Raw genomic sequence first — 23932 nt, forward strand, 5'->3', positions numbered from 1 at the left:
AACGGTGCGGGTGCGTATGACCGGCAGAGCCACGCCGCTGGGTTTCACCATCAGCGGTGCCGAAGTGCTGGGAGTGGCTAAGGACATCGAAATTGAGCGGATGAGCGAATGACGTTGGACGACCGACGACTGAAAGGCGTGGTTTGTTGGTGCAATGCCGCATTCGAAAACGATATAGCTCATTAAGAACAATTCATTGGTATGGCATGACACGCCTGCCTATGCTCGCCTCGAAGTTGCTTCACAGCGGTTCGTTGTGCGACGGGAGCAACCGGCAACGCCAAGCCCCGCAACGTCAACTTATGGCGTGGCGGATCAGCCAGATTGTGTTGATCGAGACTTTTGGGGGGTTCATGTCGAATCGCAAACCTTTCGCTTCCGTTCGCTTGCTCCGGGCCAGATTGATCGGGCAGTTGTCGATGTTGTGTGCGACGGCGCTCCTGTTTGCAGGACCTGCATTCGCCCAGCTTCCAACCGCCCAGCAAGTCGCGGGCCAGATCCGGATCGGCTGGAACCTGGGTAACACCATGGAGGCGATCTGCAGCGAGACAGCCTGGGGCAATCCAGCCGCCACGCAGCAACTGGTCAACTCCGTGAAAGCTGCCGGCTTCAATGCCATCCGCATTCCGGCGGCCTGGGACTGTCACGCCAACCAGCAGACGCAGACCATCGACTCGACCTGGATGGCGCGCGTCAAACAGGTGGTGGACTACGCGTACAGCCAGGACATGTACGTCGTTCTGAACATCCATTGGGATGGCGGCTGGCTCGAGGAGCACCCTTTCTACTCGCACCAGGCTGCGAACAACCAGAAGCAGTGGAACTACTGGACCCAGATCGCCAACACGTTCCGCAACTACAACGAACGCATGCTGTTCGCCGGCACCAATGAAGTTCGCGCGAACTACGGTACGCCGACCACCGAGCACAACACCGTTCAACAGTCGTACAACCAGACATTCGTCGATGCCGTGCGCGCAACCGGCGGCAACAATGCGTCGCGCACGCTCATCGTGCAGACCTACAACACGAACGTGCAACACGGCCTCAACTTCTTCAACATGCCGTCGGACTCGATCGCCAACCGGCTCATGGTCGAGGTCCACTACTACGATCCGTTCCAGTACACGCTGGATCCGGAGGGGAGCTGTTGGTATTGGGGCTCGCCCTATCCTCCACAAAGCGATTGTTCCTGGGCCCAGGAGAGCTATGTCGACAGCCTCTTCTCGCAGGTTCGCGCCAGGTGGGTGGACAACGGCATCCCGGTGATCATCGGCGAGTACGGCGTCGAGTTTCGTTCGGGCATGAACCGGCAGTCGCGCGAGTACTACCTGGAATACATCAACCGCGCCGCCCGGCTCAATGGCATCAAGACCTTCTACTGGGATAACGGCACGGCCAATTTTGCGTTGTTCAACCGCTCCAATGGCTCGGTCGTCGATGCCGGTGCCCTCAACGCGATCAAGCGCGGTGCCGATTCCGGCCAGATCATTGCAAACGGTACGTATCGGGTGATTTCCCGACACAGCGGCAAGGCGCTCGACGTGAGCGGCCGCAGTACTGCCGACGGTGCAAACGTACTTCAGTGGACGTATGGCGGCGCCAACAACCAACGCTGGACGTTCACCCACCTCGGAAACAACACCTACCGGATCACTGGCGTTCAAAGCGGAAAGGCGTTGCAGGTAGCGAGCACATCGGCAGCGAATGGAACCAACGTGGACATTCGGACCTATACCGGCGCCAATAATCAGCGCTGGATTGTCTCGGCGACGAGCGGGGGCTTCTACCGGCTGTCACCGGTCAGCAGCACCGGCTCGGCGCTGGATGTCTCGGGCGTCTCTTCGTCCGATGGTGCAAACGTTCACCAGTGGGGCTGGTTGAATGGCAACAATCAGCAGTGGGCGATCCAGGCTCCCTGACCACCCTGGCGAGGATGTGGGATGTGAGTGGCGGTCACGGCTAGCGTCGTGACCGCCTTCTTGCTGATTCGCTTGCAGGCGTGAGGCAGTCGCCGCAGTGCGACGCCGAGGCCAGTCGTCCGGTCTGCAACCGTTGGCGAGAGATCGAGTCGTTCCCCCAACCGACGTTACCCGAGTGGCAGCATCACCGTCATGTCGTGGATGGGTGACACGATGAAGCCGTGTTTGAGGTAGAACGCCTTCGCTTCTTCATCGATGGCGTGGCACAGCAGCGCACGGGCGCCTATCTGTTCGCAGGTCTGCAACGTCCGTTGTACGGCATCCTTGAGCAACCCCTGTCCGATCCCTTGGCCAACCCAGTCCGCGTGCACAGCCAAGCGCCCCAACACGATGACCGGGATCGGACTAGGCATGTTGCGTCGGATGCGGCCGGGCACATCTCCATGTGACACCGCGCCGGCCGCCAGCGCGTAGTAGCCCACGACGTGCTGCTGCTCGTCACAGACGACGAAACACCTCGATGCGCCAGACGCCTGATTCTGGCGCGCCCGCTCCAACAGCCACTTTGTCAGTTCCGGTGCGCTGCAGCGGAAGTCGTCCAGCCGGTGCTCATCGTTGAGCGGGCTGGGGGCACTGAGCGGCAAGGCTCAGCGCTCCCAGGGCGCCGGGGTGCTCAACAGGCGGCGGATCGCCGCATTGTCCTCCAGGGGCGCATCGAGCTGGGCATTGAAGCGCTGCAGGGCCTGCCGGCTCAGGGCGAACCGGGTTTGGTCGGCCAACACTTCTCGCGCCTTATCGCACACGGCGTCCAGGATGAACTCCGTGCGGTTCATGCCGCTGACTTCCACGGCATGGTCGATCAGCGCCTGCTTGGCGGCAGGCGCGCGGAAATTGATGACCTTGCTGGTGGCGGCGCTCATGGCGAGTGCTCCTGTTCTGGTTGCCGGTCGTGCTGGCGTGGGGTGCTTCTGTATGGGCGCGCATATGTGGGCGCTTGTATGCACACTGTACATACATACCGGAAATTGCTCAACTGCAATTTCCGCAGCATTCAGTAGTCCGTGAACCCGAGCCGCCAGCCCAGGCCCGACCAGCGGCTGGCATGCCGCGCCAGCGCGGCTTCGATGATCCCGGCGCTGCCGGCCAGATGCAGTTCTCGGCGGGCGCGGGTGATGCCGGTGTAGACCAGCTCGCGCGAGAGCACGCGGGTGGAGCGCTCGGGCAGCAGCAGCCAGACTTCGTCGAATTCGGAGCCCTGCGCCTTGTGCACGGTCATGGCGAAGGCGCTTTCGTGGGCGGGCAGGGTGGCGGGGTGGAAGGGGCGCGGTTGCGATGGATCTTCACCGGGGAACCAGGCGACGAGGTGACCGTCGTCGTCGCGCAGGCAGATGCCGATGTCGCCGTTGAACAGGCGGTGGCGGTAGCTGTTCTGGGTGATCAGCAGCAGGCGGCCGTGGAAGTGGCCGGCGCCGCGGCCGCGCGAACCGCCTAGGCGGCTGCCGGACAGTATCGCTTCGACGCGGGCGTTGACGCTGCGTGCGCCCTGCGGGCCATCGCGCACGGCGGTGAGCAGGCGCAGGCGGGTGGCAAGGCGCAGCGCTTCGGCGGGACTGTCGGTCCGGGCCAGCGAGGTCCAGTGGGCGAGCAGGCGGTCGCGGTGGACTTGCAGCGGATCGGCGAGGTCTTCGTGGAAGTGCACGCCGGGCAGGGTGGCGCCGCGCAGCAGGTCGAGCGTGCTGGTGGCGTCGCCGGTGCGGACGGCGATGGCGAGCGGGGCCAGTTGCAGAGCGTCGTGCTGGCGGAAGCCACGGGTGAGGTGGACATGGCGGGCTGGGAAGGCGGGCGGGACATTGGAGACGGCTGCGGCCGACGCGGTGCCAAGCAGGGGTTGCAGCGCTTCGGCGTCGGCGGCGGTCAGGTGCGCGCCGTCGCCGGCCGCTAACAGGATGCCGGCCAGTACGTCGCCGGCTTCGACCGAGGGCAACTGGTCGGGGTCGCCGAGCAGGACCAGGCGCGCGCCGTCGGGCACGGCTTCGACCAGTTTGGTCATCAGCGGCAGGTCGATCATCGAGGCTTCGTCGACCACCACCACGTCCAGCGGCAGCGGGTGGTCGGCGTGGTGACGGAAGCGCGGGGTGTCGGGGATCGTGCCGAGCAGGCGATGCAGGGTGGTGCCGGTGGTCGGCAGTTGCGCGCACAGGCCGGCATCGATGCCGGCGGCTTCGAGTGTCTGCGCCGCGGCGCGCACGCTTTCGGCCATGCGTTCGGCGGCGCGGCCGGTCGGCGCGGCCAGAGCGATGCGCGGCGCGGCGCGGCCGGCGTGCCGGGCCTGCGCGACCAGCAGGGTCAGCAGGCGAGTGATGGTGGTGGTCTTGCCGGTGCCGGGCCCGCCGGTGACCAGCAGCAGGGCGTGACGTAGGGCGACGGCGGCGGCGCGGGCCTGTCGGTCTTCGTGGAAGGCGCCCTCATCCGCCCTTCGGGCACGTTGACTCGCGCCATCCATGGCGCTCGCCCTCCGGGCGACTTCGTCGTCCAAACCGGCAGTCCCTGCCGGTTTGTCTCCCGCTGGCGGGAGAAGGGAAGAAGTGGGGAACAGTTGCGCGAACAGCGGTGCGAGCGGGGTGGGGGCGTCGCCGGGCAATGGATGCGCGGCGATCCGGTGCAGTTGCAGCGCGAGCCGGCGTTCGTACTCGCGGTAACGGCGCAGGTAGAGCAGGCCGCGCCCTTCGAGAGTGTGTTCGAGGACCAGCGGTGCGTCGGTGGCAGCTTCAATATCGGCGGCTTCGGGCGTGGCGACCCAGCGTGAGGTGCCCAGCGCGCGCGTCCATGCTTCGGGCTCCGGCCACGGCAGCGGCGCCTCGACCAGCATCTGCGGCTGCGCGGGATCGAAGCCGGCATGGCCCTGCGATACCGCCAGCGAGGCCAGCGCGGCGGCGGCCAGTACTTCATCGGGCGTGTCCGGGTCGAGCCGGCGCAGGCTCTGCGCGAGGGCGTGGTCGAGGGTGCGAAGTTGGCCGCTTTGCCACAGGGCGTTGAGCAGGGAGGGTGCGCTCATGGGGTGCCCTCGTGTATGCCCTCACCCCAACCCCTCTCCCGCGGGCGGGAGAGGGGCTCTTTGCCGGCGAACAGGGCGTCGAGGGCGTGCACCAGTTCCGGGGCGAAGTGGTGTGCGTGAATGCCGGGGGAGTCATCGCGAGTCGCGTCGAGGCCGCGGCAGAACAGGTAACGGATGCCACCGAAGTCGCGTTCGTAGTCGTAGCGGTCGCCGAGGCGGAAGCGCAGCCAGCGGTGCAGGGCCAGGGTGTAGATCAGCGCCTGCAGGTCGTACTCGCTGTGGGCCATGGCGGCGTCGAGCGCGGCGGCGTCGTAGCGCGGCAGGCGGTTGGACTTGTAGTCGAGCACGTACCAGCGGCCGTCATGGCAGTAGGTAAGGTCGATCAGGCCGGTCATCAGGCCTTCCAGCCGCTGGCGCAGACCGAAGCCGTGGCGCTCGCGGACCACCCCGTGCGCGTGCAGCAACTGCAGCAATGCGTCGACCCGGGTCGATTGCAGCGAGAACTGGAACTCGATCTCCGGGCGGCGTTCGCCTGCCGGCACCTCGCACAGGCGCGTGCCCTCGGGCAGGGCGACGGTGAGGGTGTGGCCGACCAGCGCCGTGGTCAGGGCGATGCCGTCTTCGAGTTCGTCGCTGGCGTAGCCTTCCTGCTGCAACGCTTCGGCGATGACGGTGGCTTCATCGTCCGGTGCCGTCTCGCCCGGCCGCCAGCCGCGCCAGGCGGCGAAATCGACATGCTCCAGCGCGGCATGCAGGGCCACGCCGAAGCGGGTGCCGGCGAAACGCGGGTCGAAGCCATCGTCGTCGTCCTCCACCGGCGCGGGTTCGTCCTGGCCGCCGGGAACCGGCAGGGTCGACGCGCTGGACGGATCGTTGCCGGCGTCGCTGCCGGCATCGGCGTGCGCGAGCTGGGTGAAGCTGTACACCCACCAGTCGTGCGACAGCGGGCGGCTGGCCTCGCGCGCGGGGGGCACCGCGGCTTCGGATTCGGGCGGCAGGCGCGGCAGGTCGGTGGGCGGTGCGCCGGGGTCGAGGACGATGCCAGGCGTTCCGGCCAGCGCCTGCAGGTCGCGCAGCATCGGCGACAGCGGGCTGCGCTCGTGGTTGAAGAACGGGCCATGCGCGACCCACAGCGCGTGTTCGGCGCGGGTCAGGCCGACGTACAGCAGGCGTGCGTCCTCGGCGCGCTGTTCCTGCTTCCATTCGCTTTCGGCGTTGTTCCATTCCGCTTCGGGCAAGTCGAGCTTCCAGTGCAGGCGACGGCCGTCGGTGGCGTCGTGGACCACGCACTGGCGTGTCGGTGCCCTGGCATCGCGGCCGATGCCGACGAAGGGCAGGAACACCAGCGGATACTCCAGGCCCTTGCTCTTGTGCAGGGTGACGATCTTCACCCGGTGTGCGTCGGATTCCAGCCGCAGCAGCTGGGCCTCGTCGTTCTCGTCGGCGCTGGCGATGCGACGGCCAAGCCAGTCGACCAGGCCCTGCAGGCCGAGTGCTTGCCGGGCGGCCTCCTGCAGCAGTTCGGCCAGCTGCAGGTAGTTGCTGACCCGGCGCTCGCCGTCGAGCAGGCCGAGCAGGCGTCCGGATTGCGCCGCGCACAGCTCGCCGACCAGCGCCAGCGGGCCGCCGCGCAGCAGGCGTTCGCGCCAGGTGAGCGCCTGGTGCTGCCAGTGGCGATGGGTGTTGGTGCTGCTGTCGTCGACGGGACGGTCCAGTCGTTCGATGCCGGCCGCGTCGACGCCGACCAGCACCGTGGCCAGCGCCGCGCGCAGGCGGGCGTCGTCGGCGCCATGCAGCAGCGCCAGCAGCAGGATGTGCAGCTCACGTGCCTCGGTGGTGGCGAACAGGCTCTGCTTGCCGGCGGCGACCGCGGGAATGCCGACGTCGGCGAGCGCGCGCTGGACGCGGGTGGCCTCGGCATGGCTGCGCACCAGCACCGCGATGTCGCCGGGTCGCGCGGCGCGACCGTCGATCTTCGCGCGATGGTCGCGCTCGTCGCGCAGCACGGCATGGATCGCGGCGACGCAGGCCGCGGTGGCCAGCGCGCGCGAATCGGGCGCGCTCCATGGCTTGACCCTGCCCTTGTCGTCCGCCGCCGGATCGGGGGCGCGCCACAGGGTCAGCGCCGGCGCCACGGAGCCGGCGCGCCGGAAGTCGGCATCGCCGCGCTTGCCGCCGGGCTCGAGCGTGTGGAAGGCGATGCGTTCGTCGACGAAGGCGGTGTTGCCGGCCTGCGCGTACAGCGCGTCGATCGCCCGCAGCAGCGACGGCCGCGAGCGGAAGTTGTGCGACAACGCCGGCGCGGCCTCGGCGTCGGCGCGGGCGGCCAGGTAGGTGTGCACGTCGCCGCCGCGGAAACCGTAGATCGCCTGCTTGGGGTCGCCGATCAGGAACAGCGCCGGATCGCTTCCGGCCTGACCGAACACGCGCTTGAAGATGCGCCACTGGCGCGGGTCGGTGTCCTGGAACTCGTCGACCAGGGCGACGCGGTACTGCGTGCGCAGCGCGCGGACGAGCGCATCGCCCTGCGATCCGTCGAGCGCATCGGCGACGTCGTCGATCAGGTCATCGTAGGTCTGCACGCGGCGCTGGCGCTTGAGCGTGGCCAGTCGCGTGCGAGCGTCGTCGCGCAGGCGGTGCAGCAGGGCGGCGCGGCGGTGGGCACGGGCCGCTTCCATCGCATGCAGGGCATCGAGATGGTCGGCGACCGCGGCGTTGAGGGGAGGCGAGGCGGGCGTCTTGCCGACATGCGCTTTCTTCGTGCCCGCGGTGAGCGCTTCGGTACGCAGTTTTTCAAGTTTCGGATGCGGCTCGGTGGACAGGTGCGGATCGGCGGCCCAGGCATGCAGCCACTGGCGCAGCTCTGCGACCCACTGTGGTTTGTACTGGTTGCCATTCATCACGCCGCCATCGATCGCGGCGCCGAGGGCGTCGAAAAAGGACTCGCCGTGCGCCTGCCAGGCCTGCTGCAGGTGGGTCGCGGTGGCATCGAGTCGGCGCTGCGCTGCATCCAGCGCGTCGCTGTCGGCGTCCGGCGCGGGCGGCAACAGCACCGGCTCGCGCACCAGTGCCGGCAGGTCGGCCGCCAGCGCGGTCGGGCCTTCCTTCCACAACGTGTTCAGGTCGTCGGCGCCGGCCGCATCGGTCGCATGCGCGCGCCACAGGTCGGCGGCCACGTCCTCGCGCAGGCCGCGGTCGTTGGCCAGCAGTTCCGGCGGGTCGAAACCCTGGCCGCTTTCCAGCGCGTGCTCGCGCAGCACGCGGGCGCAGAAGCCGTGGATGGTGAAGATCGCGGCGAGGTCGATCTCGTCGACCGCGCGTTGCAGGCGCCGATGCAATGCGTCGACGGTTTCGCCGCTGCGGGCACGGTGGCCGTCGAGCAGGGCGCGGGTGAGCGCGGCCGCGGCCGGCTCTTCATCGACGTGCCCATCATCAGCATGCCCGTCATCGATCGACTCGTCACCGGCACGCCCGCCATCGACCAGCTCCAGTGCCAGTTGCAGGCGTTCGCGAATGCGCTTGCGCAGCTCCTGGGTCGCGGCTTCGGTGAAGGTGACGGCGAGGATCTGCGCCAGGCGCAGGTCGCGTTCGACCACCAGCCGGGCGACCAGGGTGGCGAGGGTGAAGGTCTTGCCGGTACCGGCCGAGGCCTCGATCAGGCGCACGCCGGACAGTGGCAGGTCGAGCCAGGGGTCAGGCCACGGACCGCGCGGGGTGTCGCTCATGCCGCGTCCTCCGCATCGTCCTCGAGCGGGAGCGCGAGGACGTCCGCGGCATCGCCTTCGACCACGCCGCGGGTCACCGCACCGTAGATCGCGCGCGCGAGCGCGGCGAACTCGCGCAGGGTGTCGAGGTCGGTGAACGGATCGCGCCCGCGCAATGCCAGTCGCAGCGCTTCGCTGTCGCCTTCGGCCCACTGTCGCGTCCCGCCGCGCCATTTCGCCGCGGCGTTGCGTACCGCGCGCACCGGATCGGGTGCGTTGAAATATTCCCAGCCGCTGTACGGCGCAAAGGCCAGCGGGCGGCGCAGGCCCTCGCCGCGCAGCGCGAGCAGGTGGCGCAGTGCGGCGGTCGCCTGATCGCGACCGATGGCGTCGCGCGGATAGGCGCGGACGCCGTCCTCGCCCTGGTGGAACTCGAGCAGCGGCAGGCCGAGGCCGGCGGCTTCCGCCAGCAACCAGTCCAGGCCGTGGCGGATCGCTGACGGCCCGTTCGGCGTGCCGAAGCGCAACCGCGCCAGCCCCTGTGGCCACGCGTCGGCGAGGCGGCCTTGCAGGCGCACGCCGTCGATCTCCACTTCCAGCGGCCACGACCGCGGTTCCGCATCGCCGCGCCATGCGACGAACTGCGCGGCATAGGGTTGAACCTCGTCCAGCACCCCGGCCAGTGCGCGCCGGCCCAGCGGCCCGGACGGCAGCAGGCCGCGCGCACGCAGCCGAGGTTGCATCGCCTCGGCATCCTCGCCGGCGAGCAGCGCATCGAACGCCGCGCGTTGCAGTTGCATGCGCTCGAGGCCACGACCGGGCGCCTGCAGCGGTTCCACATCCTCACCGGCGGCCTCGACCTCGGCCAGGCGCAGGCCCAGCCGCTGGCGCAGGAACTGTTCGGCCGGCGCCATCAGGAACCGGCGCAGTGCGTCGAGCGACAGCGTGTCTTCGACCTCGATGGCCGGCGCCAGCGCGGCGGCGGCGTCCATCCAGGGCGGCAATGCCGTGCGCGCGCCGGCCAGGTGGCCGGCAGCAGGGTGCCAGTGGCGGCGGTAGCTGAAATGACGCGGATCGGGCGCGTCGCCGCCGCCGAACGCGGCCGGCGAGAACGGCTGCAGCGGATGCCGCAATACCAGTTCCTGCGCCGCGGCGGCCGGGTCGGCGTGGTAGGCACCGGCGGCGGCCCGCAGTTCGTCGACCAGCGCCGAAGGCTCGCGCACGCTGCCGTCGCGCGGGTCGGCGCCGAGCCAGCTGAGGTAGAACACGTCCTGTGCGGACGAGAACAGCTGCAGGAACAGGTAGCGGTCGTCGTCGCGGGTGGAGCGGTCGCCGTGACGACGCTTGCCGGTGTCCAGTTCGGCGGTGAGGCGGTTGAGTCCGGCGACCGGGTCGCGGCGCGGGAACTCGCCGTCGTTCATGCCCAGCAGGCAGATCACCCGGAACGGCAACAGCCGCATCGGCACCATCCGCGCGAAGCTGACGCCGCCGGTGAGCAGCGGCGCACGGGTGTCGGCTGCGGACAGCACGGCGGCGAAATGGGAGCGCACGACTTCAGCCGGAACGGGCAACTCGGCCCCGGCGCGTTCGGCATCGCGTGCGAAGCTGTCGACCAGGCGGCGCAGGCGCTCCAGCGCACGCTGCCCGCCGGGCGTGGAGGGCGGGCGCGGCGGCAGGTCATCGAGCAGGACCAGCAGGCGTTCGCGCCACTGCGCGGGCGGCATCGCTTCGCCGAGCAGGCGTTGGTGGCGGGCGAGCACGCGCAGCAACCGCAGCAGCTTGTCGAGCGCTTCGAGCGCGCCGCCCTCCAGTTCCGGCCAGGGCGCGACGACCTGTCCGGCGCCGGCAATCGGTTCATCGCCGCCGGTGGCGTGGCCGAGCAGCAGGCGGTCCAGTGCGAACTGCCAGGTATAGGCGTCGTCGGCCGGCGCACCGTGGCGCGCGCGGTGCGCGGCATCGATGCCCCAACGCGCGCCGGCGGCCTGCAGCCAGCCGTGCAGGCGCTCGAACGCGTCGGCGTCGAGCCCGGCGGCCTCGGCCAGTGGCGGGCTGGCGAGCAGGTCGAGCATTTCCTGCAGGCCGAAGCGCGCCACCGGCAGCGCCAGCAGGCGCAGGAACACCTCGGCCAGCGGTTCCCCGGCCAGCGGGCTGGCATCGGCCATCGCGTAGGGGATCGGTCCGCCCGGAGCATGATCCTTGTCGCCGTGGCCGCCGAACACCGCGTCCAGGTACGGCACGTAGGGGTCGATGTCCGGCGCCAGCACCGCGATCTCGCGCGGCTGCAGCGGCGGGTCGAACCGTTTGTCCTCGAGCAGCGCGCGCAGGCGGTCGTGCAGCACCTGCAGTTCGCGCAGGCGGGTGTGGCAGGCGTGCAGCTGCAGGCTGGGGTCGTCGCGGTCCACGGCCGCGCGCGGCGTGCCGGAGGGGGCGCTGCGGCGGTGGAACAGATCGGCCTGCAGGCGCTGCAGCAGGCTGTCGTGCTGATCCGCATGCTCGGGGTCGACGCAGGCATCGATCTCGCCCGAGGGATGCACCACCTCGTAGCTGCCGAGCAGGGCCATGAAGTCGCGCCCGGCCATGCCCCAGCTGCGCAGCAGCGGGTTCTCGTCGGCCTCGTCTCCGAACGGCGCCGGCGAACCGCTGCGCAGGCGTGCGCCCAATGCCTGCAGGTCGCCCCAGTACGCGCGCGTCGGCGTGGGCAGGTAGAAGTGCAGGGTGCCCACGCGGGCCTGGGTGGCCATCACCCGCAGCACGTCGGGCGAGACGTTGAGGGTGGCGAAGGCGAACAGCCGCGGCGGCAGGCCCTGCGGCAATGCCTCGCCGTCGGGATCATGCCTGCCGAACCGCGCGAGGTAGTCCTGGATGCGGCGAGCGCGATGCGTGCGGCCGGCCGCCACTTCGCGCCAGAGGATGGCCTGCGGGTCGTCCGGATCGGCACCGGCCTCCCAGCGCAGCAGCCAGTCGCGGCGCCAGGCCTGGTACTTCTCGAACACCGCGGCCAGCTCGCCGGCCAGCGCCCAGGGCTTGAGCGCGTCATCGCCGCGCAGGTGCTCGCGCAGCGCGCGCAGGGCCGGGCGTTCGAGCACCGCCGGATCGGCCAGCGCGGCGTACACGCGCCACTGCAGCGCGGCCGCGTCGAGATCGCCATCGCTCCTGCCGAGATTGGCGTCCAGCGCGCGGGCGACGAACTCGCCGGGGGTGAGGAACTCGAGGTTGGCGGCCACGCCATGGCGCGCGGCCAGGGTCGCCTGCAGCCAGCGCCGCATCGCCACCTGCGGGATCAGGATCGTGTCCGGCGTCAGCAGCGCCTGCCCGGGCGCGGGTTCGCGCAGCGCGTCGGCCAGCAGGCCGGCGAGCACGTCGAGCGCATTGGAGTGGTAGAGGCGGAAGTCGGACGGACCCGGCATCCGGCCATGATGCCGGAGCCGGGTCGCAGGCGGCGAGAACATTGGGGTCAGGCCGCGGCTTGCGGTGCCTGGGCTGCGCGGATGGAGGGGAAGGCCTCCGGCAGGGTCTGCACGGTGCCGCAGTAACTCGGGTCGTAGCCGGGCAGCTGGCCGAGGGCGTGGCGGAAGGCGTCGCCGCGCAGCAGGTCGACCAGTTCGGCCAGCTGCCCGCTTTCCAGCATCTCCTCGCGGCACAGGAAGAAGTAGTGCTCGGTGACCATCGGCACGAAGTCGAGGCCGTAGCGGCGCGCGGGCGGCTCCAGTGCCAGGCCGGCATCGGCCAGGCCGCTGGCGACGTAGGCGGCGACCGCGGCATGGGTCAGTTCCTCCACGTCGCAGGCGTTGATTGCGGCGAACGACAGCCCCTGCCGCGCCAGCATGCATTCCAGCAGCAGGCGGGTGCCGGAACCGGGCTGACGATGGATGAAGCGCAGGTCGCCGCGCAGCAGATCGTCGAGGCCGTGCACACCTTTCGGATTGCCCGGCGCCAGCACCAGTCCCTGCCGGCGCATCGCCAGGTGCAGCACGCGGTCGCCCTGCAGGTCGAAGCGGTCGAGATAGTGCCGGGCAATCTCCTCTTCCAGCGCACCGATCGGCAGATGCAGGCCGGCCAGGTCACAGCTGCCGCTGCGCAGCGCCGCGAGCGCGTCGTCGGGACTGCGGTACTTCAGGTCCAGCGGCATGTTGTCGTCGGACATGAAGCGGCGCAGGGTTTCCACCCCGAACCCGTGCGAGGCGTGGATGCGCAGCGGCATGGCCTGCGCGCTGAGGTAGCGCTCGAGTTCGGCCTCCAGCTCGGTGGCCAGGCTCTCGAACATGGGCGACAGCCGCGCGGCGATGCGCTTGTCGGCCCAGACCAGGCGCTCGCCGATCGGGGTGAGCCGCGCCCCGCGGCCGCGGGTCATGCGCAGCAGCGGGCGGCCGAACAGCGCCTGCGCCTGCTTGAGCAGGCCCCAGGCGTAGCGATAGGACAGGCCGGCACGGCGGCAGCCGGCGGCCAGCGAGCCGGTCTCATGCACCGCCAGCAACAGTCCGATCAGGCGCGCGGGCATCTGCCCGCGGTCGGCCACTTCCAGCTTCCAGTACGGCTCGATGCCGATCTTGAACATCGTCTCCTCCGGTTCGCGCGGGTGCGGGCGTGCTGCACTGCAGGACTGCCCGGTCGCCGATTCAATCGGTTTTTCAAAACATATTATTCGACCATCGCATCGCGCAGTACTTGTTGATCTTGTACTAGTCTCGCCCGGCAAGCCGCGAATCAATTATGTAGTCAATAACATATTAAGCGGCCTCACGCAGACCCATGGTCATGCCCGGGAGGAAATCCATGAGCCAGCCGGCTAGCACCGTTCTCGACCCTGTATCCGTCCGCCCCCCAGGCCTGCTGGCCAAAGAGCGCATCGTCGCCCGGCCCGGTTTCAATCGCTGGCTGGTGCCGCCCGCGGCGTTGGCGATCCACCTGTGCATCGGCATGGCCTACGGTTTCAGCGTGTTCTGGCTGCCGCTGTCGATGGCGGTCGGGGTCGACGCCCCGGTCGCCTGTCCGGCCGACATGGGCTTCTTCGCCCGCATGTTCTCGGCCGCCTGCGACTGGCGAGTGTCGGAACTGGGTTGGATGTACACGCTGTTCTTCGTGCTGTTGGGCTGCTCGGCGGCGATCTGGGGCGGCTGGCTGGAGCATGCCGGCCCGCGCAAGGCCGGGGTGGTGGCGGCGCTGTGCTGGTGCGGCGGCCTGGTGATCTCGGCGCTGGGCGTGCACTGGCACCAGATCTGGATGCTGTGGCTGGGCTCGGGCGTGATCGGCGGCGTCGGCCTGGGACTGGGCTACATCTCGCCGGTGTCGACGCTGATCAAGTGGTTCCCGGATCGCCGCGGCATGGCCACCGGCATGGCGATCATGGGCTTCGGCGGCGGCGCGATGATCGGCAGCCCGCTGGCCGACATCCTGATGCGCCATTTCGCCACCCCGACCTCGGTCGGCGTGATGGAGACCTTCCTGGTGATGGCGGCGCTGTACTTCGTGTTCATGATGGCGGGCGCGTTCGGCTATCGCGTGCCGCCGACCGGCTGGCGTCCCGCCGGCTGGACGCCACCACCGGCGCAGAACGGCAACGCGATGATCACCCAGGGTCACGTGCACGTGAAAAAGGTCTGGGGCATCCCGCAGTTCTGGCTGGTGTGGGGCGTGCTGTGCCTGAACGTGTCGGCCGGCATCGGGGTGATCGGCATGGCCTCGCCGATGCTGCAGGAGATGTTCGGCGGCCGGCTGATCGGCGTGGATGCCGGTTTCGGCAGCCTGGATGCCACCCAGCTCGGCGCGATCGCGGCGATCGCGGCCGGCTTCACCGGCCTGATCAGCCTGTTCAACATCGGCGGGCGGTTCTTCTGGGCGTCGATGTCCGACAAACTGGGGCGCAAGAACACCTACACGATCTTCTTCCTGCTCGGCATCGCGTTGTACGCCAGTGCGCCACACTTCGGTGCGTCCGGCAGCGTCGCGCTGTTCGTGGCCGCGTTCTGCGTGATCCTGTCGATGTACGGCGGCGGGTTCGCCACCGTGCCGGCGTATCTGGCCGATCTGTTCGGCACCCAGATGGTCGGCGCCATCCACGGTCGCCTGCTCACCGCCTGGGCCACCGCCGGCATCCTCGGCCCGGTGGTGGTCGGCTACATGCGCGAGTACCAGCTGGGGTTGGGCATGCCGCCTTCGCAGGTCTACAACACCACCATGTATATCCTTGCCGGCATGCTGGTCCTGGGCCTGATCTGCAACCTGCTGGTGCGGCCGGTGGCACCGAAGCACTTCATGACGCCGGAAGAACTCGCCCGCGAGAAGAAGCTCGCCCACGAGAAGGTGGGCGAGGGCGGCGAGTCGCTGATCCCGCAGGCCGAGATGGAGCGGATCGGGCGCGGCGGCAATCCGTTGCTGGTCGCCTTCGCCTGGGCCGCGGTCGGCGTCCCGCTGTTGTGGGGCGTGTGGATCACGCTGGAGAAGGCGCTGGTGCTGTTCCGTTGAAGGCCGTTCCAATGAATCCGTCCACGAGCGCAACCACGATGCCACGCAAGCCCGCCGCCTCCGAGCCGCCTTCCCCGGGCAGTGTGCTGCGCCCGGTCGACCGTTGGCGCAGCGGCCTGCACCGGCACCTGGGCGACCACATCGCCGAGGAGGTGCCGGTCGCCTTCGTCTACAACGACGCGCCGTTCGCGGTGATGATGGCCACGCCGTCCGACCTGGAGGACTTCGCGCTCGGCTTCGCGCTCAGCGAGGGCATTGTGGAAGCCATCGGCCAGGTGCGGGTGGAGCGGATCGAACAGCTGTTCGAGGGCGTCGAGATCCGGCTGTCGATCCCCGTCGAACGCGCCGGCATGCTGGAACGGCGGCGACGCAGCCTGAGCGGCCGCAGCGGCTGCGGCTTGTGTGGCAGCGAATTGCTGGAAACCGCGCTGCGTCATCCCGCACCGGTCCGGAGCGGGATCCGGATCGAGGCCGCTGCGCTGCGCCGCGCATTGCGCGCGCTGCACGATGCGCAGACGCTCAACGCGCTCACCGGCGCCACCCACGCTGCGGGCTGGGCCGACCAGGACGGCCGGATCGTGCTGGTGCGCGAGGACGTGGGCCGGCACAACGCACTCGACAAGCTGATCGGCGCCATGCACCGTGCGGGACTCGCGGCCGATGACGGCTTTCTCGTTGTCACCAGCCGCGCCAGCTACGAGATGGCGATGAAGGCGGCCAGCGCCGGCATCGCGCTGATGGCGGCGGTTTCGGCGCCGACCGCGCTGGCGATCACGCTCGCCGACCGTGCCGGCCTGACCCTGATCGGGTTCGCCCGCGACGACGGATATGCCGTCTATACCCACCCGCAACGGCTGCTGCCCGAAGCGCCGGCAGAGTTGACCGGCGCGCGCAGGCGCGGGGATTCCGCGACATGAGCAAGAAGACGATCCGCAAATACGACGGCCCCGCCGGCGGTTGGGGCGCGCTCAAGAGCGTCGCCACCCACCTGCTCGAACAGGACATCCCGCTACGGGGTGCCAGGACCCTGCTCAAGGCCAACCAGCCCGACGGCTTCGACTGCCCCGGCTGCGCCTGGCCCGATCGCGACCACACCTCTACCTTCGAGTTCTGCGAGAACGGCGCCAAGGCGGTAGCGGCCGAGTCGACCAGGCACCGCGCCGGACCGGAGCTGTTCGCGCAATACACGGTGTCGCAACTGGCCGGCTACAGCGACTACTGGCTGGAGGACCAGGGCCGCCTGACCACGCCGATGCGCTACGACGCTGCCAGCGACCGCTACCTGCCGGTGGGCTGGGACCAGGCTTTCGCGCTGATCGCCGCCCACCTCAACGGGCTGGCGTCGCCGGACGAGGCGATCTTCTACACCTCCGGCCGCACCAGCAACGAGGCGGCGTTCCTGTACCAGCTGTTCGTGCGCGAGTTCGGTACCAACAACTTTCCCGACTGCTCCAACATGTGTCACGAGCCCTCGGGCGTGGCGCTCAAGCATCAGATCGGCGTCGGCAAGGGCACGGTGTCGCTGCACGATTTCGAACTCGCCGATGCGATCTTCATCTTCGGCCAGAATCCCGGCACCAACCATCCGCGCATGCTCGGGGAGCTGCGCGAGGCCTCCAGGCGCGGTGCCCGGATCGTCTCGTTCAACCCGCTGCGCGAACGCGGGCTGGAGCGCTTCGCCGATCCCAAGGACACGCTGCAGATGCTGCATTACGGTTCGACGCCGATCTCGTCGGACTACTGCCAGCTCCGGATCGGCGGCGACCTGGCGGCGGTGAAGGGCATGATCAAGCACGTGCTCGAACGTGATGCCGAGGCATTGCTGGAGGGGCGCGCCTCCCTGCTCGACCGTGCCTTCATCGCCGAACACACGACCGGCTTCGACGCCTTCGCCGCCAGCGTGGCGGCCGAAAGCTGGGACGTCATCGTCGCCGAGTCGGGTCTGTCCGAGGCGCAGCTGCGCCATGCCGGCGACATCTATCTGGGCGCGGACAAGGTGATCTGCTGCTGGGGCATGGGCATCACCCAGCACAAGCATTCGGTCGCCACCATCCAGATGATCGTCAACCTGCTGCTGCTGCGTGGTCACCTCGGCCGTCCCGGCGCCGGGGCCTGCCCGGTGCGCGGGCACAGCAACGTGCAGGGCGACCGCACGATGATGATCTACGAGAAGCCGCCGCAGGACTTCCTCGACCGCCTGCAGGCGGTGTTCGGCTTCGAGCCGCCACGCGAGGACGGCTACGACACCATCGGCGCGATCGAGGCGATGCGCGACGGCCGCGCCAGGACGTTCTTCGCCATGGGCGGCAACTTCGCCACCGCCACGCCCGACACCGACGCCACCCATCGCGCGCTGCGCAACTGCGATCTCACCGTGCACGTGACCACCAAGCTCAACCGCAGTCACCTGGTGCACGGCCGCGACGCGCTGATCCTGCCGTGCCTGGGCCGCACCGAGATCGATGTGCAGGAGGCCGGACCGCAGGCGGTCACGGTCGAGGATTCGATGAGCATGGTGCACCTGTCGGCCGGCATCAATCCGCCGGCCTCGGACGCGCTGCTGTCGGAGCCGGCGATCGTCGCCCGCCTGGCCGAGGCGACGCTGGGCGGACGCAGCCGGATACCGTGGCGCTGGCTGGTCTGCGACTACGACCGCATCCGCGACCTGGTCGCGCAGGTGTTCGACGACTTCCAGGACTTCAATGCCCGCGTACGCGTGCCCGGCGGCTTCCGCCTGTCCAACACGGCGCGCGATCGGGTCTGGGTCAATCCGGCTGGGCGGGCCGTGTTCTGCGCCCATGCGGTGCCGACCGACAATCCGATCCACCGTGCCCGCGCGCGCAACCCGGACCGACCGGTGTTCAACCTGAGCACGCTGCGCTCGCACGACCAGTACAACACCACCATCTACGGCCTCAACGACCGCTATCGCGGCGTGTTCGGCGAGCGCCGGGTGCTGTTCATCCACGCCGACGACATTGCCGCGCTGGGCATGCGGGCCGGCGACCGGGTCGACCTGGAAAGCCTGGCCGAGGACGGCGTGCGGCGCATGGCCAGACGCTTCATGTTGGTCGCCTACGACATCCCGCGCGGCTGCCTGTCCGCGTACTACCCGGAAACCAACGCCCTGGTGCCGCTGTCGAGCTTCGCCGACGAGGCGCGCACGCCGACCTCCAAGTCGATCCCGGTCGTGGTGCTGCCGCACCGGCCGGATCCGGAGGCCGATGCGCCGGCCCAGCGCGACATTCCCGCCACCGTCGTGAATTGACAACCTTCAGGCGGAAGCCTGCTCGCGCTCGCCGACATCGACCCGCCACGACGGAACCAGCGTGTCCTGGGAGCGCCCCACTAGGTCACCGCGGCGATCCAGGCGCGTGCCAGCTTGGTCTTTCCGGGGTCGTCGAGCCCCAGTCGCTGCAGTGACGCCCAGGTCGTGAATGCCAGCACGTGGCGTAGCGTCGCCTGCAACTGGACGCGATGCCGGCGCACCTTGAACTGACGGAACAGGTCGTCCGCGATCTCGTCGACAAGAGCGGAGAACTCGGCCATCGGGCCCTGCAGAGCCGGTACATCGGCGACATCGCGATGCGCGGCCATCCACATCGCCGTCGTCGATGCGTAGTAGCGATGGAAGGCGGCAATCGCCGCATCGGCCCGTTGGTACGGATCGGTCACCCCCGCCCAGGCCGAAGGGGCCGGCGGCGGGTTCAACGACAGCCAGTGCGACGTGCAGGCCTGGAACACCGCGGTTTCGTCCGGGAAATGACGGTAGACGGTGAGCCGGGTGACCCCGGCGCGTTGGGCGATGGCACTGATCGTGGTGGCGCGGGGGCCGATTTCCTCATGCAGGTGCATGGACGCCTCGACGATGCGCTGGCGCGTCTCGTCCTGGCTTTCCTGGCGTTTGCGCTTGGCGTACGAACGCTTTCCGGGGGGTGTCGTGCTCATTTGGTGAACATATCTGTTCACTGAAGTGTTGACAACCGGCCCGGCCGCGTCTAGCCTCTGATTTCGATAAACACACGTGTTTACTTATTTGAGAGAAAGCCGATGGTTGCCTCCGCCCCCGCTCCCCTTGCCGTTCCCGTCATGTCCCCTGTCCAACCGGTCGCCGGCGACTGGTCGGTACTGCCCTCCTGGCTTCCAGTGCCCGGGATGGGCGTCCTTGCGGCCAACAGCTTCCTGCTGCGCGGCCGCCAGCCGATGCTGGTCGACACCGGTCTGCTCGCCGTAAGTGACGCCTACATCGCGGCATTGACCGAGGCGATCGACCCCGCAGATCTGCGCTGGATCTGGATCAGCCACCTCGACGCCGACCATGTCGGCAACCTCGACCGTGTGACCGCCTTGGCGCCAAACGCAACGGTGCTCACAAGCTTCCTCGGTGCCGGCAAGATGCAGGTGGCGGGGATGGACGCCTCCCGCGTCCAGACGATCGAGCCCGGTACCCGGATCGACCTGGGCGACCGCGAGCTGGTCCCGCTGCGGCCGCCCTACTACGACGCACCGGAAACGCTCGGTTTCTTCGATCTCCACGACCGTGTGCTGTTCGCCGCCGATGCGTTCGGGGCGGTGCTGCCCGATGCGGCCGAGCGCTACGCGGACATTCCGCGGCACGCACTCGCCGAAGGGTTGCGCAACTGGTCGTCGCTGGACGCGCCATGGCTTTCGCAGATCGACCCACGACGCTTTGCCGCGTCGCTGGCTGCCGTGGGCTGTCTCACTCCCCTGGCGACGCTGACGGGCCACCTGCCGCCGGTGACCGGCGACCTCGGCCCACTCCTCGAGGATGTCCACGATGCCTGGTGCCGGCCGGCCGCGGCGGACCCGGCGCTGATGCCGTTCAGCCTCGAAAGCGCCCTGGCCGCAGTCGCGGCCGGATCATCGCGCGCAAGGGGAGATGCCCGGTTGCATGACATCGCTGCCCCCGGACCCTCCGTGCAGGCGACGGCCACGCCCGCTTCGCTGGCCAGGTGATGCGCGGACACGTACCTGGCCGGATCACGCCTGCCAGCGCAGGCATGACGAATGATCCGGGCAGGCTTCTTCGTGCCCTGGGCTCAGGCGGGCAGCTTCTCGCGCGTCTCGTCGGCCTGGCCGGTGTCCTTCTTCGTCGCCCCGACCCGGGCCAGCTCGGCCTTGAGTGCATCGCTCTGCGCGTCGGCGCCGAGCTGGCAGCGACCGCGGACGTCGGGGCACACGTGCTCCATGTAGTCGACGTCGAGGTTGACCCGCTCGACCAGGAAGTCGACGAAGGCGCGCACCTTGGGCGATTGCACGTGGCCGCGCGGGAACACCGCGTTGAGGTCGTACTCGGGGCCGGTCCAGCCGGCCAGCACGCGCTTGAGGTAGCCCTGTTCGACGTGGGTGCGGACCATCACGTCGGAGGCCAGCATCATCGCCTCGCCGCACAGCAGCGCGCCGCGCAGCGCGGCCGGATCGTTGGCGACCATGATCGGGTCGACGGTGAACTCCTGCAGCCCGTTGCCGTCGTCGAGCGGCCAGATGTAGTGGCCGTTGCGGCGGAACTTCGGGAACGCGAGGGTGCGATGGTGGCGCAGGTCGTCCGGCTGCAGCGGTTCGCCGTGGCGCTCGATGTAGTGCGGGCTGGCATAGACCTGGGTGCGCAGCACCGCCAGCCGGCGCGCGACCAGGTTGGAGTCGGGCAGGGCGCCGACGCGCAGGGCGACGTCGATCTCCTTGTCGACCAGGTCGAGGCTGTCGTTGCTGAGGATCATCTCGACCCGGACTTCCGGATGGCGGGCATGGAACTCGCCCAGCAGCGGCGCGACGCGCTCGATGCCCATCGAATACGGCGCGGTCACCCGCAGCCAGCCACGCGGACCGGCCTGCAGCTGGCCGACCGCGCTTTCGGCCTCGTCGAGCTCGCGCGCGATGCGCTGGCAATGCTCGTAGTAGACATTGCCGGCTTCGGTCAGGCCGAGTTTGCGGGTGGTCCGGTGCAGCAGCTGGGCGCCGAGGCGGCTTTCCAGTTCCTGCACCTTGCGGCTGACCGTGGTCTTGGGCAGGCGCAGGGCGCGGGCGGCGGCGATGAAACTGCCGGCTTCCACCACCTTGACGAAGATCAGGGTGTCGTTGAGATCGCGGGCCATGGGAGGGGTTTCCGTGGTCAGGAGAGGGGGTGGAGCCTATTGGACTGGCTTATTGGACCATGCGCGGAACAATTATTCCCTCATTTGCCGACTAATCAAGTGCCGGTCGTCGGCGTAGTCTGGCCGCCATTCCTGCAAGAGTCCGCCCCCATGTTGGCCCCGCGCGCCATCCGCTACGTGTTCTTTCCGCTGATGCTGTTGGCCATGTCGTTGCTGGCATGGCCGGCCTTTGTCGTGCTCCGGGAAGGCGTCGCGGCGGGCTCCGGCGAGGCCTGGATGGTGCTCTGGGTGCTGGCCTTCGTGTTCGCTCTGCCGGCACTGATGCTGGTCCTGCCTTTCGTGGCCGCATTGGTCGAGTTGGCCCGCGGGCGGGACAATATCCCATCGGCGGGAGTGAAAATCCCATGAGCGGGACAGCCTCCTTGCCGGTCGTGGTACTCGGCGCCGCCGGCGGTATCGGACGCGGCGTGGTGCAGGCCGCGCTCGATCGCGGCCGGCCGGTGATCGCGGTCGCGCGCAACCCCGAGGCGCTGGAGTCGCTGCGTGCGCTGGCGCCAAACTCGCCGCTGCTGACCCTGTTGCAGGGGGCCGTTGACGACGATGCGGCCGGTGCCGTCCTGGCTTCGCGCCTGCGCGAGCTCGACCGGCCGCTGGGCGGTGTGGTCGCCTGCATCTGCGGCGCATTGCGCGCCGGCCGCCTGCTCGACCAGCCGGCCGAGTTGCTGCGCCGCCGCCTCGACGAGGACCTGCTGCCGCACCTGGCCGCGGCTCGCCACCTGCTGCCATTGCTGGCCGATGTCGGCCGCAACAGCACCTATGTGCTGATCGGCGGCCCCGGGGGTGAACAGCCATGGGCCGGTTACGGCCACCGCTCGGTCGGCACGGCCGCGCTGCGCATGCTCGCCCGCGTCCTCCACGATGAAGCCCGCGCGCAGGGCGTGCGGGTGCAACTGCTCTCGGTCGACAGCCCGGTGCGGACCGGGGAACAGGCCCGCCATTGCTGCCCGCGCTGGCCGAGCGCGCTTGCCGTGGGTCAGCGTGCGCTGGCCCTGGTCGATCGCGACGGCCAGCCGCCGGTACCGCCGGTCATCGTCCGCTATGCCGACGGTGGCGACCAGCCGATGCCATTGGCAGAGGTTGTCGAAACCGCACCGGCCGGATCGTCAAACCTGCAGGAAGGCGCCGCTACGGCGCCATCGGAACTGCTGCCAGAAGGTTGTCAGCAGCCGGTCCGCACGCTGTTGGACAGGTTGTTGCCGCCACGCCCACCGCTTTCCCGTTCGCCGCACGACAAGGAACGCCCCTTATGAACCCCCACTTCACTCCCATCGCTTCATCGTCCCGGCGCCTTGCGCGCTCCGGGACCGGATTGCCCCTGCTCGCGCTGACCTTGAGCCTGGGCATCAGCCTGGTGCTGGCCGGTTGCGGCAGCCAGGCTTCCACCGCCGAGCACATGCCACCACCTGAAGTCAGCATCGCCGAGGTCGTCAGCCGCGAGGTACAGCCCTGGGACGAGTTCACCGGCCGCGTCAGCGCGGTCGAGTCGGTCGAACTGCGTCCGCGCGTGAGCGGCTATGTCGAGCGCGTCGCGTTCAAGGAAGGGCAGGAGGTGGCCAAGGGCGACCTGCTGTTCGTGATCGACCAGCGCCGCTACCGTGCCGATCTCGATCGCGCCCAGGCGCAACTGGCGCAGGCGCGCAGCGAGTCCGAACTGGCGCGGACCCAGCATGCCCGCGCGCAGTCGCTGGTCGAGGCCAAGGCGATCTCGACCGAGGAGTTCGAATCACGTCGCGCAGGCCGTTCGCAGGCCGAAGCGGCGGTGCGCGCGGCCGAGGCCGCGGTCGCCAATGCGCGCCTGGATCTGCAGTTCACCGAGGTGCGGGCGCCGATTTCCGGCCGTGCCGGGCGCGCGCTGGTCACCGCCGGCAACCTCGCCCAGGCCGATGCGACGGTGTTGACCACCCTGGTGTCGCTCGATCCGGTCCACGTCCATTTCGAGGCCGACGAGCAGACCTGGCAGCGCTATGCCGCCCAGGCCGGCGAGCAGCGCGCGGTGCAGGACAACGCGGTCCGGGTCGGCCTGGGCGGCGAGGGCGGTGAAGACCGTTTCAGGCATGCCGGCAAGGTCGACTTCGTCGACAACCAGATCGACAGCGGCACCGGCACGATCCGGGTCCGTGCAGTGGTGCCCAATCCCGACCGGCTGTTGACCCCGGGGCTGTTCGCACGTGTCCGGATGCAGGGGCGCGACAGGCACCAGGCGCTGCTGATCGACGACCAGGCCGTGCTCACCGACCAGGACCGCAAGTTCGTCTATGTGCTGGGCGAGGGCAACGCCGCCGAGCGCCGCGACATCACCCTTGGCCGCGCGTCCGGCGACCTGCGCGAGGTCAGCGCCGGCCTGGCGCCGGGCGACAAGGTGATCGTGCATGGCGTGCAGAAGGTGTTCTTCCCGGGCATGCCGGTGTCGCCGACCACGATCGAGATGGGCGGCGCACCGCAGGTCGCAAGTGCCGGCTCCGGACCGGCTGGGCCCGCCGGAGGCGGTCAGTGATGTCGAGCCGATGACGCCGACCTCGTCCGGTGCGTCGCCGATGGGCCTGCTCCTAGCAGGCCAGCTCCCAGCAGGCCTGCCCTCAACAGGGCTGCTCTCAACAGACCCGCCTCCAGCGGTAT

16 protein-coding genes are annotated in these 23932 nt (G+C 69.3%); 8 read left to right on the plus strand and 8 right to left on the minus strand.

Translation table 11 applies throughout. From position 1 onward, the window contains the following. The first annotated feature begins 206 nt into the window (after positions 1–206). Positions 207–1922: a cellulase family glycosylhydrolase gene (locus FKV23_RS00475; protein ID WP_141622097.1), complete on the plus strand. Its 1716-nt coding sequence runs from the start codon at positions 207–209 to the stop codon at positions 1920–1922. Between the two features lie 167 nt (positions 1923–2089). On the opposite strand, the gene FKV23_RS00480 is transcribed toward FKV23_RS00475, so the two are convergent. From FKV23_RS00480 to FKV23_RS00505, 6 genes are all read right to left on the minus strand, one after another. Beyond that, complete coding sequence (locus FKV23_RS00480) at positions 2090–2566, minus strand: GNAT family N-acetyltransferase (RefSeq protein ID WP_141622098.1); 477 nt, start codon at positions 2564–2566, stop codon at positions 2090–2092. Between the two features lie 3 nt (positions 2567–2569). Further along, positions 2570–2842 (minus strand): type II toxin-antitoxin system TacA family antitoxin, encoded by a 273-nt coding sequence (locus tag FKV23_RS00485; RefSeq protein WP_167284853.1) that lies wholly within the window; start codon positions 2840–2842, stop codon positions 2570–2572. Between the two features lie 131 nt (positions 2843–2973). Beyond that, positions 2974–4977 (minus strand): exodeoxyribonuclease V subunit alpha, encoded by a 2004-nt coding sequence (gene recD, locus FKV23_RS00490; RefSeq protein ID WP_141622100.1) that lies wholly within the window; start codon positions 4975–4977, stop codon positions 2974–2976. Beyond that, positions 4974–8702, minus strand: a complete 3729-nt coding sequence (gene recB, locus FKV23_RS00495; RefSeq protein ID WP_141622101.1) for an exodeoxyribonuclease V subunit beta — start codon at positions 8700–8702, stop codon at positions 4974–4976. Before recB ends, recD begins: the two co-directional genes overlap by 4 nt. After that, complete coding sequence (gene recC, locus FKV23_RS00500; protein ID WP_141622102.1) at positions 8699–12088, minus strand: exodeoxyribonuclease V subunit gamma; 3390 nt, start codon at positions 12086–12088, stop codon at positions 8699–8701. The genes recB and recC overlap by 4 nt, the downstream gene beginning before the upstream one ends. Before the next feature lie 47 nt (positions 12089–12135). After that, on the minus strand, positions 12136–13236 hold the full coding sequence (locus FKV23_RS00505) for a substrate-binding domain-containing protein (protein ID WP_141622103.1): 1101 nt from the start codon (positions 13234–13236) through the stop codon (positions 12136–12138). A gap of 218 nt (positions 13237–13454) precedes the next feature. Between FKV23_RS00505 and FKV23_RS00510 the strand changes: the two genes are divergently transcribed. Genes FKV23_RS00510 through FKV23_RS00520 form a run of 3 tightly spaced genes read left to right on the plus strand, consistent with a single transcriptional unit; the run spans position 13455 to position 18411 of the window. Then, complete coding sequence (locus FKV23_RS00510; protein ID WP_141622104.1) at positions 13455–15143, plus strand: OFA family MFS transporter; 1689 nt, start codon at positions 13455–13457, stop codon at positions 15141–15143. Positions 15144–15181: 38 nt separating this feature from the next. Then, a complete protein-coding gene (fdhD, locus tag FKV23_RS00515) occupies positions 15182–16060 on the plus strand; it encodes a formate dehydrogenase accessory sulfurtransferase FdhD (RefSeq protein WP_141622105.1) in 879 nt (292 codons plus the stop codon). Further along, positions 16057–18411: an FdhF/YdeP family oxidoreductase gene (locus tag FKV23_RS00520; RefSeq protein WP_141622106.1), complete on the plus strand. Its 2355-nt coding sequence runs from the start codon at positions 16057–16059 to the stop codon at positions 18409–18411. The genes fdhD and FKV23_RS00520 overlap by 4 nt, the downstream gene beginning before the upstream one ends. Positions 18412–18491: 80 nt before the next feature. Here the strand turns inward: FKV23_RS00520 and FKV23_RS00525 are convergent, their stop codons facing one another. Continuing rightward, the gene (locus FKV23_RS00525; protein ID WP_141622107.1) at positions 18492–19091 is read right to left on the minus strand and encodes a TetR/AcrR family transcriptional regulator; all 600 of its coding nucleotides are present in this window, start codon (positions 19089–19091) and stop codon (positions 18492–18494) included. A 141-nt stretch (positions 19092–19232) separates the two neighbouring features. Between FKV23_RS00525 and FKV23_RS00530 the strand changes: the two genes are divergently transcribed. After that, complete coding sequence (locus FKV23_RS00530; RefSeq protein WP_167284856.1) at positions 19233–20120, plus strand: oxygen-binding di-iron domain-containing protein; 888 nt, start codon at positions 19233–19235, stop codon at positions 20118–20120. 83 nt (positions 20121–20203) lie between these two features. Here the strand turns inward: FKV23_RS00530 and FKV23_RS00535 are convergent, their stop codons facing one another. Beyond that, positions 20204–21256 carry a LysR family transcriptional regulator gene (locus FKV23_RS00535; RefSeq protein ID WP_141622109.1) on the minus strand — a complete coding sequence of 351 codons (1053 nt, stop codon included), beginning with the start codon at positions 21254–21256 and terminating at the stop codon, positions 20204–20206. 150 nt (positions 21257–21406) lie between these two features. Here FKV23_RS00535 and FKV23_RS17070 point away from each other — a divergent pair, with 150 nt between their 5' ends. Genes FKV23_RS17070 through FKV23_RS00545 form a run of 3 tightly spaced genes read left to right on the plus strand, consistent with a single transcriptional unit; the run spans position 21407 to position 23810 of the window. After that, positions 21407–21664, plus strand: coding sequence for a hypothetical protein (locus FKV23_RS17070; protein WP_167284858.1), 258 nt, complete (start codon positions 21407–21409; stop codon positions 21662–21664). Continuing rightward, positions 21661–22566 (plus strand): SDR family NAD(P)-dependent oxidoreductase, encoded by a 906-nt coding sequence (locus FKV23_RS00540; protein ID WP_167284861.1) that lies wholly within the window; start codon positions 21661–21663, stop codon positions 22564–22566. The genes FKV23_RS17070 and FKV23_RS00540 overlap by 4 nt, the downstream gene beginning before the upstream one ends. Further along, on the plus strand, positions 22563–23810 hold the full coding sequence (locus FKV23_RS00545; RefSeq protein ID WP_208543206.1) for an efflux RND transporter periplasmic adaptor subunit: 1248 nt from the start codon (positions 22563–22565) through the stop codon (positions 23808–23810). The genes FKV23_RS00540 and FKV23_RS00545 overlap by 4 nt, the downstream gene beginning before the upstream one ends. Positions 23811–23932 lie beyond the last annotated feature (122 nt).

The organism is Lysobacter alkalisoli (genome assembly GCF_006547045.1).
Taxonomy (GTDB): Bacteria; Pseudomonadota; Gammaproteobacteria; order Xanthomonadales; family Xanthomonadaceae; genus Marilutibacter; species Marilutibacter alkalisoli.

Coding starts and splice junctions, on each gene's coding strand:
- fdhD (WP_141622105.1), top strand. CDS start 15,182: ATGCCACGCAAGCCCGCCGCCTCCGAGCCGCCTTCCCCGGGCAGTGTG.
- FKV23_RS00540 (WP_167284861.1), top strand. CDS start 21,661: ATGAGCGGGACAGCCTCCTTGCCGGTCGTGGTACTCGGCGCCGCCGGC.
- recC (WP_141622102.1), bottom strand. CDS start 12,088: ATGCCGGGTCCGTCCGACTTCCGCCTCTACCACTCCAATGCGCTCGAC.
- FKV23_RS00505 (WP_141622103.1), bottom strand. CDS start 13,236: ATGTTCAAGATCGGCATCGAGCCGTACTGGAAGCTGGAAGTGGCCGAC.
- FKV23_RS00485 (WP_167284853.1), bottom strand. CDS start 2,842: ATGAGCGCCGCCACCAGCAAGGTCATCAATTTCCGCGCGCCTGCCGCC.
- FKV23_RS00520 (WP_141622106.1), top strand. CDS start 16,057: ATGAGCAAGAAGACGATCCGCAAATACGACGGCCCCGCCGGCGGTTGG.
- FKV23_RS17070 (WP_167284858.1), top strand. CDS start 21,407: ATGTTGGCCCCGCGCGCCATCCGCTACGTGTTCTTTCCGCTGATGCTG.
- recD (WP_141622100.1), bottom strand. CDS start 4,977: ATGAGCGCACCCTCCCTGCTCAACGCCCTGTGGCAAAGCGGCCAACTT.
- FKV23_RS00525 (WP_141622107.1), bottom strand. CDS start 19,091: ATGAGCACGACACCCCCCGGAAAGCGTTCGTACGCCAAGCGCAAACGC.
- FKV23_RS00475 (WP_141622097.1), top strand. CDS start 207: ATGACACGCCTGCCTATGCTCGCCTCGAAGTTGCTTCACAGCGGTTCG.
- FKV23_RS00510 (WP_141622104.1), top strand. CDS start 13,455: ATGAGCCAGCCGGCTAGCACCGTTCTCGACCCTGTATCCGTCCGCCCC.
- recB (WP_141622101.1), bottom strand. CDS start 8,702: ATGAGCGACACCCCGCGCGGTCCGTGGCCTGACCCCTGGCTCGACCTG.
- FKV23_RS00545 (WP_208543206.1), top strand. CDS start 22,563: ATGAACCCCCACTTCACTCCCATCGCTTCATCGTCCCGGCGCCTTGCG.
- FKV23_RS00530 (WP_167284856.1), top strand. CDS start 19,233: ATGTCCCCTGTCCAACCGGTCGCCGGCGACTGGTCGGTACTGCCCTCC.
- FKV23_RS00535 (WP_141622109.1), bottom strand. CDS start 21,256: ATGGCCCGCGATCTCAACGACACCCTGATCTTCGTCAAGGTGGTGGAA.